The 17,680-nt window shown below is 68.5% G+C and carries 20 protein-coding genes and 1 pseudogene; 9 read left to right on the top strand and 12 right to left on the bottom strand.

Going from position 1 to position 17,680, the window contains the following annotated elements:
• Window positions 1-29 precede the first annotated feature (29 nt).
• From G361_RS0120635 to G361_RS0120625, 3 genes are all read right to left on the bottom strand, one after another.
• A complete protein-coding gene (locus G361_RS0120635) occupies window positions 30-2,039 on the bottom strand; it encodes an FAD-dependent oxidoreductase (RefSeq protein WP_019929007.1) in 2,010 nt (669 codons plus the stop codon).
• 96 nt (window positions 2,040-2,135) lie between these two features.
• Window positions 2,136-2,678, bottom strand: coding sequence for a hypothetical protein (locus tag G361_RS44270; RefSeq protein ID WP_019929006.1), 543 nt, complete (start codon window positions 2,676-2,678; stop codon window positions 2,136-2,138).
• A gap of 14 nt (window positions 2,679-2,692) precedes the next feature.
• Window positions 2,693-3,001 (bottom strand): hypothetical protein, encoded by a 309-nt coding sequence (locus tag G361_RS0120625; protein WP_019929005.1) that lies wholly within the window; start codon window positions 2,999-3,001, stop codon window positions 2,693-2,695.
• Between the two features lie 207 nt (window positions 3,002-3,208).
• Between G361_RS0120625 and G361_RS44265 the strand changes: the two genes are divergently transcribed.
• Window positions 3,209-3,832 carry a TetR/AcrR family transcriptional regulator gene (locus G361_RS44265; RefSeq protein WP_196814518.1) on the top strand — a complete coding sequence of 208 codons (624 nt, stop codon included), beginning with the start codon at window positions 3,209-3,211 and terminating at the stop codon, window positions 3,830-3,832.
• 22 nt (window positions 3,833-3,854) lie between these two features.
• Here G361_RS44265 and G361_RS51025 read toward each other — a convergent pair whose 3' ends face one another.
• The gene (locus tag G361_RS51025) at window positions 3,855-4,295 is read right to left on the bottom strand and encodes an SDR family oxidoreductase (protein ID WP_369797917.1); all 441 of its coding nucleotides are present in this window, start codon (window positions 4,293-4,295) and stop codon (window positions 3,855-3,857) included.
• Window positions 4,296-4,319: 24 nt separating this feature from the next.
• Between G361_RS51025 and G361_RS51855 the strand changes: the two are divergent.
• Window positions 4,320-4,460, top strand: a pseudogene (locus G361_RS51855) (helix-turn-helix domain-containing protein); the annotation flags it as partial.
• A gap of 15 nt (window positions 4,461-4,475) precedes the next feature.
• Window positions 4,476-5,084, top strand: coding sequence for a transcriptional regulator (locus G361_RS0120615; RefSeq protein ID WP_231386936.1), 609 nt, complete (start codon window positions 4,476-4,478; stop codon window positions 5,082-5,084).
• On the opposite strand, the gene G361_RS44260 is transcribed toward G361_RS0120615, so the two are convergent.
• From G361_RS44260 to G361_RS0120600, 3 genes are all read right to left on the bottom strand, one after another.
• Window positions 5,024-5,620, bottom strand: coding sequence for a DUF5994 family protein (locus G361_RS44260; protein ID WP_019929001.1), 597 nt, complete (start codon window positions 5,618-5,620; stop codon window positions 5,024-5,026). The two genes, G361_RS0120615 and G361_RS44260, sit on opposite strands and share 61 nt — an antisense overlap.
• Before the next feature lie 166 nt (window positions 5,621-5,786).
• Window positions 5,787-5,951, bottom strand: a complete 165-nt coding sequence (locus G361_RS0120605; RefSeq protein WP_155981520.1) for a hypothetical protein — start codon at window positions 5,949-5,951, stop codon at window positions 5,787-5,789.
• A gap of 188 nt (window positions 5,952-6,139) precedes the next feature.
• Window positions 6,140-7,057, bottom strand: coding sequence for a phosphatidylinositol mannoside acyltransferase (locus tag G361_RS0120600; protein WP_019928999.1), 918 nt, complete (start codon window positions 7,055-7,057; stop codon window positions 6,140-6,142).
• A gap of 141 nt (window positions 7,058-7,198) precedes the next feature.
• On the opposite strand from G361_RS0120600, the gene G361_RS44255 reads away from it, so the two are divergent.
• The 3 genes from G361_RS44255 (at window position 7,199) to G361_RS0120585 (ending at window position 8,553) form a co-directional block, all read left to right on the top strand.
• Window positions 7,199-7,615: a hypothetical protein gene (locus G361_RS44255; protein WP_019928998.1), complete on the top strand. Its 417-nt coding sequence runs from the start codon at window positions 7,199-7,201 to the stop codon at window positions 7,613-7,615.
• A gap of 70 nt (window positions 7,616-7,685) precedes the next feature.
• Window positions 7,686-7,943, top strand: a complete 258-nt coding sequence (locus G361_RS0120590; RefSeq protein ID WP_052172688.1) for a hypothetical protein — start codon at window positions 7,686-7,688, stop codon at window positions 7,941-7,943.
• A gap of 25 nt (window positions 7,944-7,968) precedes the next feature.
• Window positions 7,969-8,553 carry a DUF5994 family protein gene (locus G361_RS0120585; protein WP_019928996.1) on the top strand — a complete coding sequence of 195 codons (585 nt, stop codon included), beginning with the start codon at window positions 7,969-7,971 and terminating at the stop codon, window positions 8,551-8,553.
• Window positions 8,554-8,578: 25 nt separating this feature from the next.
• Here the strand turns inward: G361_RS0120585 and G361_RS0120580 are convergent, their stop codons facing one another.
• Complete coding sequence (locus G361_RS0120580; RefSeq protein ID WP_019928995.1) at window positions 8,579-9,034, bottom strand: DUF5994 family protein; 456 nt, start codon at window positions 9,032-9,034, stop codon at window positions 8,579-8,581.
• 158 nt (window positions 9,035-9,192) lie between these two features.
• On the opposite strand from G361_RS0120580, the gene G361_RS0120575 reads away from it, so the two are divergent.
• The 3 genes from G361_RS0120575 to G361_RS0120565 all read left to right on the top strand — a co-directional run bounded on the left by G361_RS0120575 (window position 9,193) and on the right by G361_RS0120565 (window position 12,948).
• Complete coding sequence (locus G361_RS0120575; RefSeq protein ID WP_019928994.1) at window positions 9,193-9,927, top strand: TetR/AcrR family transcriptional regulator C-terminal domain-containing protein; 735 nt, start codon at window positions 9,193-9,195, stop codon at window positions 9,925-9,927.
• A gap of 209 nt (window positions 9,928-10,136) precedes the next feature.
• Window positions 10,137-11,381: an acyl-CoA desaturase gene (locus G361_RS0120570; RefSeq protein WP_019928993.1), complete on the top strand. Its 1,245-nt coding sequence runs from the start codon at window positions 10,137-10,139 to the stop codon at window positions 11,379-11,381.
• Between the two features lie 184 nt (window positions 11,382-11,565).
• Window positions 11,566-12,948 (top strand): ABC transporter substrate-binding protein, encoded by a 1,383-nt coding sequence (locus tag G361_RS0120565; protein WP_019928992.1) that lies wholly within the window; start codon window positions 11,566-11,568, stop codon window positions 12,946-12,948.
• A 51-nt stretch (window positions 12,949-12,999) separates the two neighbouring features.
• Here G361_RS0120565 and G361_RS0120560 read toward each other — a convergent pair whose 3' ends face one another.
• From G361_RS0120560 to G361_RS0120545, 4 genes are all read right to left on the bottom strand, one after another.
• Window positions 13,000-13,761, bottom strand: a complete 762-nt coding sequence (locus G361_RS0120560) for a 3'(2'),5'-bisphosphate nucleotidase CysQ (RefSeq protein WP_019928991.1) — start codon at window positions 13,759-13,761, stop codon at window positions 13,000-13,002.
• 6 nt (window positions 13,762-13,767) lie between these two features.
• Window positions 13,768-15,687, bottom strand: coding sequence for a sulfate adenylyltransferase subunit CysN (gene cysN / locus G361_RS0120555; protein ID WP_019928990.1), 1,920 nt, complete (start codon window positions 15,685-15,687; stop codon window positions 13,768-13,770).
• Window positions 15,687-16,598: a sulfate adenylyltransferase subunit CysD gene (cysD, locus tag G361_RS0120550; RefSeq protein WP_036494185.1), complete on the bottom strand. Its 912-nt coding sequence runs from the start codon at window positions 16,596-16,598 to the stop codon at window positions 15,687-15,689. The genes cysN and cysD overlap by 1 nt, the downstream gene beginning before the upstream one ends.
• Window positions 16,599-16,749: 151 nt before the next feature.
• Window positions 16,750-17,649, bottom strand: a complete 900-nt coding sequence (locus G361_RS0120545; RefSeq protein ID WP_019928988.1) for an IclR family transcriptional regulator — start codon at window positions 17,647-17,649, stop codon at window positions 16,750-16,752.
• Window positions 17,650-17,680: the final 31 nt, after the last annotated feature.

The raw sequence follows: 17,680 nt of genomic DNA, 5'->3' as shown, positions 1-17,680 counted from the left end.
GGCCGGGCCCGGGACGGCCGGCGCCGCGCTCACAATCCTCTGGCGATGGCCTCCCCCTCCCAGATGGCGTTGAAGATCCGGCGGGGAGCCTGAGCGTCGCCGATGACGTGCACCTGCGGGCCGCGGCCGGCGAGCTCCCGGGCGAGCGCGTCGTCGGCGGCGTTGCCGAGTACGAACACCACCCCGTCGATCTCGGTCAGCTCGGAGGTCTCGCCGGTGTACACGTCGGTGAGCGTGACGGTGTCTTCGACGATCGCGGTGACCTCCACGTGCGGGGTGAAAGTGACTCCGGCACGGCGCAATCGGCCGAAGGCGAACGGCAGATCGTGCCCGTCGGCGAACGCGTGCCCGAACTGCGGGAACGCGGAGACCACCTGCACCGCGTGCCGGCGCCCGGCCAGGTACTCGGCCACGACGAACGGTTGCCGATCGCCGGTATCGTCCACCAGCAGAATGCGATTGGGCAGTTCGGTGCGTCCGGTCAGGACCTGCACCGGGGTGTAGACGTTCCACTGATCGGACCCGGGCACCGCCGCGGCATCCGGCGCCCACCTGTCGGGCCGCCGCGCGGTCCAGCCGTGCCGCAGCGGTGTCGATCCGGTGGCGACGACGACCGCCGAGAATTCCGCGACATCGTCGGCGGTCGCGCGGTGGCCCAGCCGGATCTCGGCCTTGGTGGCGGCCAATTGGGTTGCGAGCCAATCGGTCACACCGGACCACTCGCGATACGAGTCGGCCCGGGTGATGAGGTTGACCTGACCGCCGAGCCGATCGTCCTGTTCGAAGAGTGTGACCTCGTGGCCGAGTTCGGCGGCGCTCAGCGCCGCGCGCAACCCCGCCGGGCCGCCGCCGACCACCGCGACCCGGCGGCCCTGCCGGGGCCGTGCGGCGTCGCGCCGGAATTCGGGCTCCCGCCCCACCTCCGGGTTGTGGATACACGACACCGGCCCGCGCGCGAAGGACGCGACGCACCAGTTCGCGCCGACACAGGGCCGGATATCGTCCGGCCGGGCAGCGCGCGCCTTGGCCGGCCAGTCCGGATCGGCGATGAGTTGCCGTGCCATGCCGACGAATTGGGCCTTCCCGGTGGTGAGGACGTCCTCGGCCAGCTCGGGAGTGGTGATCCGGCCGACCGCCACGACCGGCACCGAGACCGCCCGGGTGAGGTTCGCGGTGTCGGCGAGTTCGTACCCGGCCGGCCGCGCCGCGGACGTGCCGTAGATGGCCATCCGGTCGAGATAGGTTCCCTGTGAGGTGGAGAAGTAGTCGAGCAGCCCCCACCCGTCGACGGCGGCGGCGATGCGTACCCAGTCGGCGTTGCCGAGCCCGCCGGTCACGTCACCGTCGTTGCTGTTCACGCGGATTCCCAGGATCCGGTCCGGCGGGACGACGCGGCGCACCTCGGTCACGATCCGGTGCACGATCCGCAGCCGGTTCTCGAACGAGCCGCCGTACTCGTCGCGGCGGTGATTGGTTGCCGGAGAGAGGAACTGGCCGAGCAGATAGCCGTGCGCGAGCCCGTGCACCTCGATCCCGTCGACCCCGCCCTCGATCGCGTGCCGCGCCGAAAGTACGTAGTGCCCGACCAATTCGTCGATCTCCGCCACGGTCATCTCGTGCGGGATCTCGCGATACACGGTGTCCGGCACCGGACTCGGCGCCCAGGTGGGCAACCGGGAGATGATGCCGTCGGTCTGCCGCCCGCGATGCCACAACTGTGCCAGCAGCAGTGCCCCGTGCGGATGCACCGCGGCGGCAACCTTGCGGTAACTGGCCACCACCGCCGGATCGTAGGCGTGGATCACACCGCGCCGGGGCTGGCTCGACGGGTGAACGGCCATGGCCTCCATCGTGATCGCGGCGACGCCGCCCCGGGCCCGCTCGGCGTAGTACTCGGCGCTGGCGTCCGCGAACGTCCCGTCGGTGGAGAACTCGGTCGCATGCGCGACCATCCAGATCCGGTTGCGCGCGGTGCGCGGGCCCAGCCGGATCGGGCTGAACAGTGTGGGATACCCGGCGGGGGCCTCGGCTTCGGACACTCTCACGAGGCTAACGGGACCGCGGCGACCCGGAGGGCAAAACAGTGAATGTTTATAAGAATAGCCAGGCGGCCCGCGAACGGAACCGGCGTCCGATCAGGAGGATCGGCTGGCCCGGGAATCGGGCGGGGGAGTGGAACGGCGGATCCGGCGTACGCCGACGGCGGGCGGCTTGGTGTACAGGACCTCGGCCGCGTCGGCGAGACCCGCGGCGGCGAGCGCGCGTGCCTTGAACGCCCGCGCCGCCAGACTCGGCACATAGCCCGTCCGCGCGAGTGTGGCATCGAGTTCGACCGGCTGCGACGGACCCCAGAACGTCACGTCCGATCGCCCGCTGGTGAGTGTCGCCAGCACATCTCGATGTACCCGGTCGTCGGCCTCGAACAGGTCGACCGCGACCGCGACGGCGTGCGGCCGGGTCTCCGGCGGCGGTGGCGTCGCGCTGCACGACAGCTCGGCCATCTCCGCGCCGAGAATGCTCAGCGGTCGCGGGTCGGCGGTCTCCGCGACGAATACGGTGGTGTCCCAACCGGCCATCACCTGGTCGAACACCCATCCGCCGAGGTGCCGGACCACCGCCGAGGGCGTCGGCGCGACGATCGCCAGCCGATACCGCAGCTCCGATACTCGTACAGCCATCGGACGAGTTCCTCTCAGTCCGAGGCCGGCAGGGCTTTCGCCGCCTTCAGCGTCATCGGTGCGCCGTCACACGACAATTCCCCGGAACCCGAAGTGACGCATAGCAATTCGATGTCGCCGCTGGTGTCGACATAGCGTTTCCCGACCACCGTGGCGACCGTGCCGGCTGCCGATGCGGCAGGTTTGCCGGCGCTCGCGGCCGTCATCGGCGCGCCGCCGCATTCGATCACCGGCTGCCGGTCGGCCGGCACCCGGACGACGACCACCCGCGTCGAGCACGCCGTGCTCGCGAGCTGGACGCCGGCCCGCAACGAATCCGCCATCGTGTCGAATCTCCTTTTCGCCCTGTCGATCTCGACAAGAAGCCGGTTCGAGCCGAAGTATGTAGTCAATTGATGACTTCGACGTTACGAAGATCACGCCCCCTAAGTCAACGATCGACTACTTTGTATACTGTGATACCGCTCACACAGCAGCTCTGATCTATATTCAGGTTCGCCGAGAGTCGGCACGAGCCGGATGGGATGCCGATGACGAACACCGATACCGGCGCCGACGACGGCAGACCGGTGCGGCGGCGCGACGCGGTCGCGACCCGGCAGTCGCTGCTGGTGGCGGCGCAGACACTGATGGCCGAGCGCGGTGTGGCGGGCGTCAGCACCCGCGAGGTGGCCGCGGCCGCCGGCGTCAACCAGGCCCTGGTGTACCGCTACTTCGGTTCCAAGGACGAGTTGTTCGCCGAGGCCGCTCGCGAAACCGCGACGAACTCCGCGGATTTCTTCCACAACACACCGCTGCCGGAGATCGCCCCCGCCCTGCTCGACTCCACCCGCGGCGACGAGGCCCACGCCACGGTCGCCCGATATCTGCTGGCCGCCAACGACGACATCGTCCGCGAGATCCTCCGCAGCCGGATCCAGGACTATTTCGGCACCGCCCTCGCCGCTCGTCTGCCGGCCCCCGACGCGGCGCTGCGTGCGGAACTACTGGCCGCCCTGGTCTCGGGCATCGGCTTCCTGCGCGACCGGATCCGAACCGGCGAACTCGCCGCGGTCGACGACTGCACCCTGCATGCCTACGTCCGGCAGATGATCGCACCACTGCTGGAACCGGATCCGGCGGACAACGGCGATCGGCCGTCGAGAGCGGACTGATCCGGCACCCGCTCGGGCCGTGCTATCGGGCCTGGCCGATCGGCATCACGGTCAGGTGGGAGAGGCAGACGTGGGGTGGGCGGGTGACGGCGTAGGCGATCGTGTCGGCGACGTCATCGGGGTCGAGCAGGCGCGTGCGTTGTGGTGCGGTCATGATCCGCTCGCGGAGGGCGGGGTGGCTGATGTGCCCGGCCAGTTCGGTGTCCACGCCGCCGGGTTTGATGTCGGTGATACGTACTGCGCTGGAAGCGAATTCGGCGCGCAGTGCGCCGGACAGGTTCAGTACGGCGGTGAGGTTCAGCTCGATCATGCGCTGCCACTCGTCGGTGCGGCCTTCGATCATGGGGTTTGCCAACATGATTCCCGCGTTGTCGACCAGGATGTCGACGGGTCCGAACCGAGCGGAGGTGTCCTCGACCAGGGCCGCGATCGCGTCGGTGTCGGTGATGTCGGTGGGTATAATTTCCTGCGTGCCTGTCGCGCTCGGATGCGCCCCGGCGGTTCGGGAGCAGATTCGGCACCGGGTCGGCGGGTGCCCGGCGCGCGCCGCGAGGAGATCGCGATGGCCGCCGGTATCAGCCCCGACTACTACACGCGTATCGAACAGGGCCGCGTCAAACCCTCCCACCGGGTACTCGAGGCGTTGGCACATGCCTTGCGGCTCAACGAGATCGAACACGATCATCTGTTGCGGCTGGCGTGGCGGCCGGCCCGGTCGCCGCGGCTCGGGAACAGCCTGCGGGGGCAGGGAGTCCGCCCGGAGGTCCTCGGCGTACTCGCGCGGTTCGACGACCTACCCGCGATCGTCGTGAGCCGTTCGCTCGACGTGCTGGCCTGGACGCCGATGGCCGCGGCACTGTTGGGTCTGGATTCGCACGGGGAACGGAACATGGCCCGCCGGGTGTTCCTGCTGCCCGAGACTCGCCGCTTGTATCCGGATTGGACCACGGTAGCGACCGAAACCGTCGCGCATCTGCGCCGGACGGCCGCGCAGCAGCCGACCGACCCCGACCTGACTCGACTGATCGGGGAGCTCAGCGTCGCCTCGCCGGATTTCTCCCGCCTGTGGTCGCGTCATCAGGTCAGTGGTGGGGTCGTGTTGCGCAAGCGGTTCGACCACCCGCGGGCCGGGTCGTTCGAGCTGAGGGCCGAGGTGCTCACCCTGCCCGGCGATCGGCAGACCCTCGCTTTCTACGACGCCGACCCCGGTACCAGCGGCGTGGATGCGCCGGCGCTACTGCGCGACGCCTGAACGGCCTGCACCCCGTGTCCGGACCGGCGATCCGAATCGGCGTGTACCCGGCGCAGTGCGGCAGCTCGGCCGGTACGGCGGTGGCCCGGCCGGGTGTGGTGCAGCAATTGCTCGACGGTGGCTTCGTTGTCCGGCGCGGCCGCGGACGTCATGGTCGTGTAGGCGCGATATCCGCTGGTGGCGGGTGGAATCACGAGCAGGACCAGGCGGGTGTTGCTCGTCCCGAGCACTTCGACCGTGTGTGCGGCGCCGTGCCGGGATCTGTCGAGCCGTACCGCTCGCCCGGCGAAGACGAGTTCGTCCGGCCCACTTGCCCATTCGTCGGAGCGGTAGGTCACCCGATGGATGGTGCCGAGCCGCGGGGCCAGCGCCTGGAACAGGGCCGGCAGTTCGCTCGCGAGGTCGTCGCTGTGCGGCCACCACGCTCCGTCGACATAGCCGACCTTCTTCCCGTGGGCTTTCAGCAGCAACCGCGGCGGGTGCTCCCGGACCACGGTGGCCGCGACGGTACCGGCGCGATTTTCGATATGCGTCATGACGACGCTCCTGACTCGGCCGCGAATCGGCCGGATACTTTCGATTCCGGCGACGAGACGACCTCGAATGGCCGTATACGATGCGTCGCCGATATAACGATCATACCCGGTCCGGGTATCGGTCCGGACCTCGCGTCCGGATCGTCGTCCCGACCGGGCGGTATGGTCAGCGGCCGTGCCGGTCCCGCTTGCGCACCTCGGCGTCGTGCTCCCTGATCGCGCGGTCGAGCTGGTCGCGGGTCGCGCGGTCGGCCGTGGTGGCCAGTGCCCGGCGGAACGCCGCGATATCGCGCATCAGCTCGAGATAGTCCTTCTCACTCACTGTGCGCATTGCGCGGTCCTGTTCGCTCATTTGCGCGCCGGTCGCCGGACGGGAGCGATGGGCTTGGCGGCCGCGTCCGGGCGACTCCGGTTCCGCGACCGGTCGGTGGTGGAAACCGTTGCAGTGCAACCGATCCGATTCGATTGGGGCATCACGCCGAAGTTCCCGTCCGGCCCGGAACAGCCGGGTCTACAGCGTTACCCTACACTGTCGCGATTCGGGGCACCGTGGAGATCGGCCGTCCACAGCGGCTGAAACATGTGCCAGTCGGCGGGATGGGCGGCGATACCCGCGGCGAATCGGTCGGCGAGGTTCTGCGTGGTGCGCTCGATGCCGCCGCCGGTATCGAGGGGTGCGTCGATGTGGAAGCCCCAGCCGGTGGGGGTGAACCAGCACCGGACGGGCAGCAGCGGTGCGCCCGTATCGATGGCCAGGCGTGCGGGGCCCGACGGCATCCGGGCCGGCTCCCCGAAGAAGGTGACCGGCACGCCGGTGCCGGACAGGTCGCGTTCGCCGAGCAGGCCCACCACCCGGCCCTGCTGGAGCCGGTCGACCAGCGTCGGGAAGGGCGAGATGGCATCGCCGGTGAGCGGGATGATCTCGAAGCCGAGTCCTTCGCGGAAGCGCACGAAGCGCCGGAACAGCGATTCGGGATCGAGTCGTTCGGCGACGACGGTGGGTCGCCCGATGCGCTCGACGACCCAGATTCCGGCGAGATCCCAGTTCCCGCTGTGCGGGAGGGCCAGCACCGCACCGGTGCCGCGGTCGATCGCGTCCCGGATGTGCTCGAGGCCGGTCGCCGAGCGCTCGATGATGTCGGCCAGGCGGACCGGATCCATCCTGGGCAGCCGGAACGCCTCGCGCCAATAGCGGGCGTAGGAGCGCAGGCTCGCCTGCACGAGTCCGGCCGGGACGCGGTCGGGCGTGGTGCCCAGCACCCGGGACAGATTGCGCCGCAACTGCCGGTGTCCGCCGCGCCGGGACGCGCGGTCGGCGGCCGCGTCGAACAGGCGAACGGCCGGCTGCTCGGGCAGGCGCCGGATCAGCTGCCACCCGGCCGCGTAGCCGAGGTCCCAGGCACGACCGGTCGAGGTCACCGATCCATCGTCCCCCATCTCCGCCGGGAGTGCCGCCCCGGGCCTCGCCCCCGGTCGCCGAGGACCGTCGGACCAGGGCAGATCACGTAGACCTACAGTGTTGACATACAACGTTGGCAGGCGTGTACTGGAAGTAACCAACAGATCGGAGGGGATCCCATGATCGTCATCATCGGACTCGCCATCCTCGTCATCGCCGTCCTCGTCGGATTCGCGGGAGTCTTCGCCAACGGCGGAAGCAACCACGCATTGACCGACAATTTCTCGCTGTTCGGCTACCACATCACCGGATCCACCGGGGTGTTGTTCCTCTACGGCATCGTCGTCGGCGGAATCGGTATCGCCGGACTCGCTCTGCTGCTCGCCGGCGCCCGCCGCACCGCCCGCCGAGGCCGTGTCGCCCGCCAGGACCTACGCGATCGGGACCTGCGCGATCGTGACCCGCGGGATGCCGAGGCTGACTGCCGGACCGCCCCCGCCCGTGCGGACACTCGCGCGACCGAGGTCGTCACCTCCGGCGGTGTGGCCGAGCCGGAAACCCGGCGGCACGCGGTTCCGTCGCGCCACGGTCGATAACCCGCTCGCGGCGGCCCGTCCGCACAGCTCATCAGTGCCCTGAAATCGAACGATGTGGAGAACGAAACCCATGAGAACCTATGCGAGCGACCGTCGGAGGCTTCCCGTACGTCGCTCCGGAGCAGCCGGCCTCGTCGGAATCCTGGTGCTCGCCTGGCTGATCATCGGCGTCGTCGCCGGTGGGCAGCGGCACTACTACACCAGCGCCCCGACCACCTGCGCGACCGCCGGGACCATCGCGGTCACGATCATCGCCGGCCCGCTGAACTACCTCGGCATGCATCCGACGGTGGGTACCTGCCACCTCGATGTACCCCAGCCCAGCTGACGCACAGCAGAAAGGAACAGCCGTCATGAGCACTGGAACGCTTCCGGTCGACACCGGCCGTGATCCCCCGTCCGCAATCGGTGCGCGGGTCCGGCGACGGGCCACCGTCCCCGGCTCGGGTCATCTCGACGGCGCGTGGTGGCCCCGCAGCGACGATCTCACCGTCGAGGCCCCCGACCTGCTCGCAGATCTGGAGCCACAGCTCGGGACCATCCACCGGATCACCTACCATCTCCTCGAATGGTCCACCACGCCAAGGGGATTCATCACCGCCGGGCGCCGGGTCCGGCTCGACGGATACCGGTTCAAACCCGCGCACACCGTCGACGTCCTCGCCGTCGACGGCGCTCGGACGATCCTGCTGGTCGTGCCCCCGGATACCGCGCCCGACGTGGCGGAAGCCGTCATGACCGCCGCCACCGCACCGTCGGCGGATTCGTCCACGGCCGCCGAACTGCTGGCCGCCGCCATCCGAGCGCACGGTGACGACTCCCGAGTTCGCGGCGACGACTCCGGAACGCGCGGCGACGACTCGGAAAACGCGGCCGCGCAACAGATGTGGGCCTCCGAGGGCGGCGCGATACCCGGCGACATCCGCTCGGGCCGCTGAGTCCGTGCGGGCCGCGATTCGCGATCTACTCGGTCGACCGGGTTGCGAGTCGTGGTGCGGGAGGCGTCGCCGGATCGCGGGCGACCATCGTCATCAGGGCGGTGTGCGCGACGTCGCGGTCGGTGTTCGCGGTGATCACGCGGAGCACGATGACATGACCGGCGCTGCCGTAGACGTACATGGTGTTGCCGAGTTCGAACGGGTAAGCGTCCAGGCGGATCGCTCGGTCACCGAGTATCAGCTGCCGGGGGACGTGTGACCAGCTCGCCCGGTCGTAGACCACGCGCTGGACGGTTCCCAGCCGGACCGACAGGACGGCCAGGAGATCCGGCAGCTCGGCGACGAGCTTGCCCGACCGGGGCCACCACGCACCGTCGAGGTAGCCGGTGCTGTCCGCCTTCGGCTTCAGCCGCAGTCGGGGCGTGCGGTCCGGCGGAACGCGATGCCGGGCCGAGCGGTGACGAATCTGTAGTGGCGCCATCGGAATGCTCCTGTTCGGCGACGAAATCGAGTAATGCTCAGCACGGCGATCCAGTGGATCCGCTCCTCCAGTACACGCCTCTCCGACCCGTACGTCAACATTGTAGGTCTACACTATCGGAGAATTTCAGCTGCTCAGAACAGGAGGCCCTCCCCGCCATGGCCGAATTGCCGATCGACAGTGAATCCACCCGGTCCGGAACCGAGCCGTCACCCGCCGGTCGCCGGCGTAGTCCGGTGACCCGCGAGGCGGTGTTGCGGTCCGCGCTCGAGATCATCGACCGCGACGGGGTCGACGGTATGTCGATGCGGCGCCTGGCCGATGCGGTGGGGCGCGATCCGATGGTGATCTATCGGCACGTGTCGAACAAGGCCGCGGTGCTCGACGGGGTGGCCGAAATCGTGTTCGAGCAGCTGTCGGTCGATGCCGGCGCCCCGGACTGGAGATCCCAGTTGCGGGTGGTGGCAAGGGATTTCCGCCGGCTGGCGCTGGACCATCCGAATGTGGTGCCGCTGCTGGTGACCCGGCCGCTGGCGACGCCGCTGGGACTGCGGTCACAGGCGGTGCTGCGGCCGCTGGAGGATATGCTGGCGCTGCTGACGCGGGCCGGATTCTCCGGCGCCGACGCGCTGCACGTTTATCGGGCCTTCTTCGGATTCCTGTTCGGGCACGTCCTCAACGAACTGCAGGAGGTCGTGGAGAACCCCGAGGAGACCGACGGCGTACTCCGGCTCGGGCTGTATCGGCTGCCCATCAGCGAGTTCCCGCTGCTGCGTGAACTGGCGCCGGTCCTCGACGCCTACGACGGCACCGCCGAACTCGAGCGCGGGCTCGACATCCTGTTGACCGGCCTGGCCGCGAACCTGTCGAACAGCGGTCCGCACCGTGGATGACGGTCCGGACGGACCGTGTTAACAACGTTACACTACATTGTAGATATTTACCGGTTAGGGCACCTACGCTGGCGGTAACCGGTTCATGTGTCGAGTGACCGCCGATCAGGCAGGTCGCGACCGGAACCAGCCGGGGCGAGGTCGTAGCCATCGAGGGCGCGATCACCACTTCCCGCGGCACAGCTCACAGGAACCCGAGGGTAGGAAATATGGCAATTACCGACGTCGCCGTCTACGCACATCTGAGCGCGGCCGATATCGAGGCGCTGGGACGCGAACTCGACGAGATCCGGCGCGATATCGAGGACGGCCGCGGAACCCGGGACGCGACCTACATCCGCCGCACGATCGCGGCCCAGCGCGGTCTCGACGTCGCGGCGCGTCTCGTGATCATGTTGAGCCGCAACCGGATCGGGCTCTCCCTGGGCACCGTCGCGCTGGCCGTGGCGAAGAGCATCGAGAACATGGAGATCGGCCACAACGTCGGTCACGGCCAATGGGATTGGATGAACGATCCCGAAATCCATTCCACCACTTGGGAATGGGACATGGCGGGCTCGTCGGCGCAGTGGCGCTACGCGCACAACTACCGCCACCACGTGTTCACCAATGTTCTCGGCATGGACGACGACATCGGATTCGGCGTGATGCGGGTGACCCGCGACCAGCCGTGGCGGCCGTGGATGTTGTTGCAGCCGCTGCAGAACATCCTGCTGGCGGCCGCCTTCGAGTGGGGGATCGCCATCCACGGCCTCGACGCCGAACGCGCCCGGCCCATCACCCGGGACGAGAAGTTCGCGCAGGCCAAGATCCTGTCCGGGAAGGTCGCACGGCAGGTCGCCAAGGACTACCTGCTGTTCCCCGCGCTGAGCGGCCGCCGCTGGCGGCGCACGCTGACCGCCGTTCTCGCCGCGAACGCGCTGCGCAACGTCTGGGCCTATCTGGTGATCTTCTGTGGTCACTTCCCCGACGGCGCCGAGAAGTTCACCGCCGAGGCGATCGAGAAGGAGACCGCGCCCGAGTGGTATCTGCGGCAGATGCTGGGTTCGGCGAATTTCGACGCCGGCCCGGTACTCGCCTTCCTCAGCGGCCATCTGAGCCACCAGATCGAGCACCATCTGTTCCCCGATCTGCCCGCCAACCGCTATCCCGAGATCGCCGTGCGGGTCCGGGCCCTCTGCGACAAATACGATCTGCCCTACACCAGCGGCCCGCTGCTGCATCAGTACCTCCTGGTCATGCGCACGGTCCACAAACTCGCCCTGCCGGACCGCTTCCTCATCGCGACCTCCGACGACGCGCCGGAGACCGCCTCGGAACGAAAGTTCGCCGGCTCCACCACCATTGCCGCCGACGGCACCCGACACCGCGGCCTGCGCACGGCCCTGCGCCGGCGGCGCATTCTGCGGGCGGCCGAGCGTCGTATCGATCGAGCGCCGGTTCCGCAGGGCTGACGCTGCCGGCAGCCCGGCAGTCGGGGGCCGGACTGCTCCTCACCGAAAACGATCCGAAGTTCACCTGTTATCTGCAAAGCTGGCTTTGCAATAACAAGATCCGTGTTGGGCCGGCTTGCCGGTCGGACCGGAGTTGCCGGTGCCGGGCGAAGTCGGCCACCGGCGGCAGTGAACGAGGAGAACGATGGTGAAGTCGAGGCGGATACTCGTCGCGCTGATGGCGGTTGCGTTGCTCGCCGCCGGATGCAGCCGTGGGGGAGGCGGGGAGAGCACCACGGCCGGCACGACCGGTGCGTCGGCGTCCGGGGGAGACTTCGGTGATCTGAAGGGCATCTGTCATGCCGGATCGCCGAAGAGTTCGCCCGCGCAGGGGGTGAGCGCGAGCGAGCTGAAGGTGGGGGTGTTCAGCGATATCGGTTTCACCAAGAACCCCGAGTTCAGCGACGCGGCAAAGGTTTTCACGTCGTGGTGTAACGACAACGGCGGCGTCGCCGGGCGTCGGCTGGTGGTCGATCTGCACGACACCAAGATGATGGAGGTCCGGCAGCGCATGCTCGAGGCCTGTCGTGACGACTTCGCGCTGGTCGGTGGTGGGGCGGCGCTGGACGGGCTGGGGGTGAAGGACCGATTGTCGTGTCTGCTACCGGATTTCCCGGCACAGGCCGTGATGGGTACCAGTGTGGGTTCGGATCTCCAGGTCGGCGGTGGCGAGTCCGCCTCGCTGCCCTACGCGCCGGGTACCGGATTCCATCGCTGGCTGTTGAAGGAGGCGTTCCCGGCCTCGGCGTCGGCGGTGGGACTCATCAACGGTGACTCTCCGGTCACCAAGACGATGACCCCGAAGTACGTGGAGGAGCTCACCGCCGGTGGGGCGACGGTCGTCTACAACGACCTGTATCCCGCTGCGGGCGTACCGGACTGGACGCCGTACGCGCAGGCCATCAAGAGCAAGGGTGTCAAGGGCCTGATCTTCCTCGGTGACTTCGCGAGCCTCGCGAAGCTGGAGGACGTGCTCACCGGCATGAACTACACGCTGGACTGGATCGACACCAACAACAACGCCTACACCTCGAAGTTCATCCAGCTGGCCGGTAGTTCGATTGCCGCGCAACACAATGTCGCCGACATCCAGGGCACCGCGCCGCTGGAGCAGGCCGATCGCATTCCGGCGGTGCAACAGGTGAAGGATCTCTTCGCGAAGTACGCTCCCGGCGCCGATGTGACCTATCCGGCGCTGCGCGCCTTCGTCGCGTGGACGCTGTTCGCGAAGTCGGCCTCGGCCTGCGGGGACGCGCTGACCCGGAAGTGCGTGTACGACAACGCGGTCGGGGAACGGTCGTGGACCGCCGGCGGATTGCAGGCTCCGGTCGATCTCGCGCGTACCGGTGCGGCCCTGCCGAAGTGCTACAACATCGAGCAGGCCACGTCCGGTGGCTGGAAGGCGGCCGATTTCAAGCCCGATACCGGCCCGTTCCGCTGTGACGCGAATCCGTATGTGTATCAGAATTATCCGGAGAAGCCGCTGACGCTGGCCGATGTCGGCAAGAGCCTCGCTGACCTGAAGTAGCGGCCGTCCGCCCGCCGCCCGCCGGTGTGGTGAGGCGGCGGCCGGAACGGGTCAGACCGTGGCGCCGTCGAGTGCGGCGAGTACCGTGCTCGCCATTTCGGGTCGGCAGATCAGCAGGTCGGGCAGGTAGGGGTCGGGCCGGTTGTAGTGCAGCGGCGATCCGTCGAGGCGGGACACGTGCAGCCCGGCGGCCGCGGCGACGGCGACCGGTGCGCAGGAGTCCCATTCGTACTGGCCGCCGGAATGCGCGTAGACATCGGCGGCGCCGCGCACCACGGCCATCGCCTTGGCTCCGGCCGAACCCATCGGCACCAACCGCGCACCGAGCCGCTCGGTGAGCAGATCCACGCAGGCCGGGGGCCGGGTGCGCGAGACGGCGAGCCGGATCGGTCCCGGCGCCGCGGGGGCGAGCATCGGCGGTGCGCCGGTGTGCAGCACCAGATCCGCGCCCGGCAGCGCCACCGCGCCGACCGCGGCCCGGCCGTCGAGGGCGAGCGCCACGTGTACGGCCCAGTCGTCGCGGGGTGGTTCCCCGTATTCGCGGGTGCCGTCGAGCGGATCGATGATCCAGACCCGCCGGCGGCCGAGCCGGACCGGGTCGTCGGTGCTCTCCTCCGACAGCACCGCGTCGTGCGGTCGTTCGGCCGAGAGGCGTTGCAGCAGCAGTTCATCGGATTTCCGGTCGCCTGCCGCACCGCCCTCGTCCCGGATCGCCAGCAGCAACCGGCCCGCCTCGCCGGCCAGTCGCGCGGCCAGTGCGTGGTCGGCGGCGGTCACCGATTCGGTGCCCGCGGTGAAGGTGTTGTCGCTCACGGCCGTTCAGTCCTCGATCGGGCCGAGCAGGCCGGCGTCGCGCAGATGCGTGACGACCTGTTCGGCCAGTTCCGCCGCGGTGCCGGGGCCGGCGGCGGCCAGGCGCAGTTCCGGTGCTTCCGGGGGCTCGTAGGGGGAGTCGATACCGGTGAAGTTCCGCAGCTCGCCGCGACGGGCCTTGGCGTACAAGCCTTTCGGATCCCGTGCCTCCGCGACGGACAGCGGGGTGTCGACGTGGACCTCGACGAATTCACCCGGCTCCAGCAGTTCCCGGGCCATCCGGCGTTCGGCGCGGAACGGGGAGATGAACGACGCCAGCACGATCAGTCCGGCGTCGGTCATGAGCCGGGAGACCTCGATGATGCGCCGGATGTTCTCCACCCGGTCGGCGTCGGTGAACCCCAGATCCCGGTTCAGGCCGTGCCGGATGTTGTCGCCGTCGAGCAGATAGGTGTGGAAACCCTGCTCGTGCAAACGCTTTTCGACGAGATTGGCGATGGTGGACTTGCCGGCGCCGGACAGGCCGGTGAACCAGACCACCGCCGGATGCTGCCGCTTCTCGCGCGCGCGGGCAGCCTTGTCCACCTCCACGCTCTGCCAGTGCACATTGTCGGCGCGCCGCAGCGCGAAGTGCAGCATCCCGGCGGCCACCGTGGCATTGGTGAACCGGTCGACGAGGATGAACCCGCCCATGTCCCGGTTCTCGGCATACGGGTCGAACGGGATCCGCCGGTCCAGTTCCAGGTTGGCGACGCCGATCTCGTTGAGTTCCAGTGTGCGCGCGGCGGTGTGCTCCAGGGTGTTGACGTTGACCTTGTACTTCGGCGCCGCGACGGTGGCGGTGACCGTGCGGGCGCCGAGCTTCAGCAGGTACGGCCGGTGCGGCAGCATCGGCTGATCGCTCATCCAGACCAGGTGGCATTCGAATTGGTCCGCCGCGGCGGGCGGCGCGGTCGCGGCGGCGAGCACGTCACCGCGGCTGATGTCGACCTCGTCGGTGAGGGTGAGTGTGATCGACTGCCCGGCAACGGCTTCGGTGAGATCGCCGGTGGCGGTGACGATCCGGTCGACGGTGCTGTCCTGGCCGGACGGCAGGACCCGCACCCGGTCACCGGGACGGATTGTGCCACCGGCGATCTGGCCGGAGAAGCCACGGAAGTCGAGATCGGGCCGGTTGACCCACTGCACCGGCAGCCGGAACGGCCCGGACGGCGATTCCTGTGCGATCTCCACCGTTTCCAGGTGCTCGATCAGCGACGGTCCGGTGTACCACGGGATGTTCGGACTCGCCGCGGTGATGTTGTCGCCCCGCAACGCGGACATCGGGATACAGGTGATCTCGGTCAGCCCGATCTCGGCGGCGAAACCCCGGTAGTCCGCCTCGATCGCGTCGAAGATCTGCTGCGAATAGTCCACGAGATCGAGTTTGTTCACCGCGAGCACGACCTGCCGGATACCCAGCAGCGACACCAGATAGCTGTGCCGGCGGGTCTGGGTGAGCACCCCCTTGCGGGCATCGATCAGGATGACCGCGAGGTCGGCGGTGGAGGCGCCGGTGACCATGTTGCGGGTGTACTGCTCGTGGCCCGGGGTGTCGGCGACGATGAACTTCCGTTTCTCCGTGGAGAAGAACCGATAGGCCACGTCGATGGTGATGCCCTGTTCGCGTTCGGCGGCCAGGCCGTCCACCAGCAGTGCGAAATCCAGTTCCCCGCCCTGGGTTCCGACGGTCTTCGAATCCTGTTCCAGCGCCGAGAGATGGTCGGAGAAGACGAGTTTCGAGTCGTAGAGCAGCCGCCCGATCAGGGTGGACTTGCCGTCGTCGACGCTGCCGCAGGTGATGAACCGCAGCATCGACTTGTGTTCGTGCAGGCGCAGATACGCGTCGATATCGGTGGCGACGAGGTCGGTGATCGTATGTGCCATCAGAAGTAGCCTTCCTGCTTCTTCTTCTCCATCGACGCGCTGGAGTCGTGGTCGATGACCCGGCCCTGGCGTTCGGAGCTGGTGGTGAGCAGCATTTCCTGGATGATCTGCGGCAGGGTGGCCGCGGTGCTCTCGATCGCCCCGGTCAGCGGGTAGCAGCCGAGAGTGCGGAACCGGACGCTGCGGTCCTCGGGAATCTCCCCGGGCGCCAGCGGCATCCGGTGGTCGTCGACCATGATCAAGGCGCCGTCGCGCTGCACCACCGGGCGCTTCGCCGCGAAATACAGTGGCACGATGGGGATCTGCTCGCGGTAGATGTACTGCCAGATATCCAGTTCGGTCCAGTTCGACAACGGGAACACCCGCACGCTCTCCCCGGGAGCCTTCCGTGCGTTGTACAGCCGCCACAGTTCCGGCCGTTGCTGTTTCGGGTCCCACCGATGCTGTGCGGTCCGGACCGAGAAGACGCGTTCCTTGGCCCGGGACTTCTCCTCGTCGCGGCGGGCGCCACCGAAGGCGAGATCGAATCTGTTCAGGTCCAGGGCCTGCTTGAGCCCCTCGGTCTTCCACATGTCGGTATGGGTCGCGGACCCGTGGTCGAACGGATTGATGCCCCGCGCAACGCATTCCGGGTTGCGATGCACGATCAGGCCCAGCCCGTTGTCGGCGACGAACTTGTCCCGGAATTCGTACATGGCCCGGAACTTGAAGGTGGTGTCCACGTGCAGCAGCGGGAACGGCAGCCGCGACGGGTGGAACGCCTTCATCGCCAGGTGCAGCAGCACCGAGCTGTCCTTGCCGACCGAGTACAGCATCACCGGCCGCTCACTCTCGGCCACGGCCTCGCGGAAGATCTGGATGCTCTCCGCCTCCAGCCGCTCCAGATGTGTCAGGTGTCGCACCGGCCTCATCCTCCATGATTTCGCTATAACTATCTAAAAATTGTTATAGCAAAACCCTGCCGGGCGCAAGAGAGGACGCCGGTCCGAAGTCCGGCGGACTGCCGCCGAAATACCTGTCGGTGCCGGTCAGGCCGCTGTGCTGCGGCGCGTCACGGTGATCTCAGTGGCCGAGGCGGGCCGGCGGGCGGCCGTGGGTGCGATGGGTGGCGATGGCCGTCGCCTGGGTCAGGCGCCGGCCGAGTTCCCGGACGCGATCGACGCGCACCGGGTGATCCGGCCCGCTGATGCTCATCGCCAGCAGCACCCGGCCGATCGGATCGAAGATCGGGGCGGCGACGGTCCGGAACGAGATCTCCTCGGCCGGAGGAAGATCCGAGATCGAGATGAGGATCTCGCTGGTGCGCTGCAGGGCGTCCGCCAGGCCGTGCTCGGCGTCCTCGTCGGTCGGGGTGTTGCGCAATCGGGTGAAGGCGGCGACGACCGACGCGGCGGCGATCGGTTCCATCGGCACGCTGAATCCGCTGCCGCGCATCTGCGCCAGCATCTCGCGGTAGAAGTGGGCCAGTTGATCGGTGGCGGCGCCGCGTTCCAGCCAGGCGTCGACCTCCTTGTCCTCGGCCCAGGCCACGAAGATCGCGCCCAGCGGCGCCATCAGCGGCGCGCGGTCGCCGGGGTAGCCGATGGTCGGATGCGGCGGCTCGGGGCCGCGGCGGGCCAGCAGGATGACATCCGTGCCGGCCACGGCGCTGACGCCGACCTCCATATCCAGTTCGGCGGCGAGCGCGTCGGCCTGTTCGATCGCGGCGACGATGGACGGATGCTGTTGCGTCGCAGCGAATCCGGTGACGGCCAGCGCCGGGCCCAGGATGTACGTGCGATGCACCGGATCGCGGACGAGGAACCCGCAATCGCACAGCACCGCCAGGGTGGCGTGCGCGGAGGCGATGTTCATGTCCAGGTGCGTCACCAGCTCGCTGATGGTGAAGCCTCGCGACGGGTGCGCGGTCAGGAACGAGATGATGTGCGCTGCGCGAGTGGACGCGGGTGCGGGCCGGGCCATCTGCCCACGGTAAACGATGTCGGTAGAGTCC

This window comes from Nocardia sp. BMG111209, assembly GCF_000381925.1.
Taxonomy (GTDB): Bacteria; Actinomycetota; Actinomycetes; order Mycobacteriales; family Mycobacteriaceae; genus Nocardia.
This window is presented reverse-complemented; position numbering and strand designations above follow the sequence as displayed.

Bases quoted from the DNA above. Each gene is read 5' to 3' on its own strand.
- G361_RS44270 (WP_019929006.1), bottom strand. From the start codon at position 2,678: ATGGCTGTACGAGTATCGGAGCTGCGGTATCGGCTGGCGATCGTCGCG.
- G361_RS0120625 (WP_019929005.1), bottom strand. From the start codon at position 3,001: ATGGCGGATTCGTTGCGGGCCGGCGTCCAGCTCGCGAGCACGGCGTGC.
- G361_RS44265 (WP_196814518.1), top strand. From the start codon at position 3,209: ATGACGAACACCGATACCGGCGCCGACGACGGCAGACCGGTGCGGCGG.
- G361_RS44260 (WP_019929001.1), bottom strand. From the start codon at position 5,620: ATGACGCATATCGAAAATCGCGCCGGTACCGTCGCGGCCACCGTGGTC.
- G361_RS0120605 (WP_155981520.1), bottom strand. From the start codon at position 5,951: ATGCGCACAGTGAGTGAGAAGGACTATCTCGAGCTGATGCGCGATATC.
- G361_RS0120600 (WP_019928999.1), bottom strand. From the start codon at position 7,057: ATGGGGGACGATGGATCGGTGACCTCGACCGGTCGTGCCTGGGACCTC.
- G361_RS44255 (WP_019928998.1), top strand. From the start codon at position 7,199: ATGATCGTCATCATCGGACTCGCCATCCTCGTCATCGCCGTCCTCGTC.
- G361_RS0120590 (WP_052172688.1), top strand. From the start codon at position 7,686: ATGAGAACCTATGCGAGCGACCGTCGGAGGCTTCCCGTACGTCGCTCC.
- G361_RS0120585 (WP_019928996.1), top strand. From the start codon at position 7,969: ATGAGCACTGGAACGCTTCCGGTCGACACCGGCCGTGATCCCCCGTCC.
- G361_RS0120580 (WP_019928995.1), bottom strand. From the start codon at position 9,034: ATGGCGCCACTACAGATTCGTCACCGCTCGGCCCGGCATCGCGTTCCG.
- G361_RS0120575 (WP_019928994.1), top strand. From the start codon at position 9,193: ATGGCCGAATTGCCGATCGACAGTGAATCCACCCGGTCCGGAACCGAG.
- G361_RS0120570 (WP_019928993.1), top strand. From the start codon at position 10,137: ATGGCAATTACCGACGTCGCCGTCTACGCACATCTGAGCGCGGCCGAT.
- G361_RS0120565 (WP_019928992.1), top strand. From the start codon at position 11,566: ATGGTGAAGTCGAGGCGGATACTCGTCGCGCTGATGGCGGTTGCGTTG.
- cysN (WP_019928990.1), bottom strand. From the start codon at position 15,687: ATGGCACATACGATCACCGACCTCGTCGCCACCGATATCGACGCGTAT.
- cysD (WP_036494185.1), bottom strand. From the start codon at position 16,598: ATGAGGCCGGTGCGACACCTGACACATCTGGAGCGGCTGGAGGCGGAG.
- G361_RS0120545 (WP_019928988.1), bottom strand. From the start codon at position 17,649: ATGGCCCGGCCCGCACCCGCGTCCACTCGCGCAGCGCACATCATCTCG.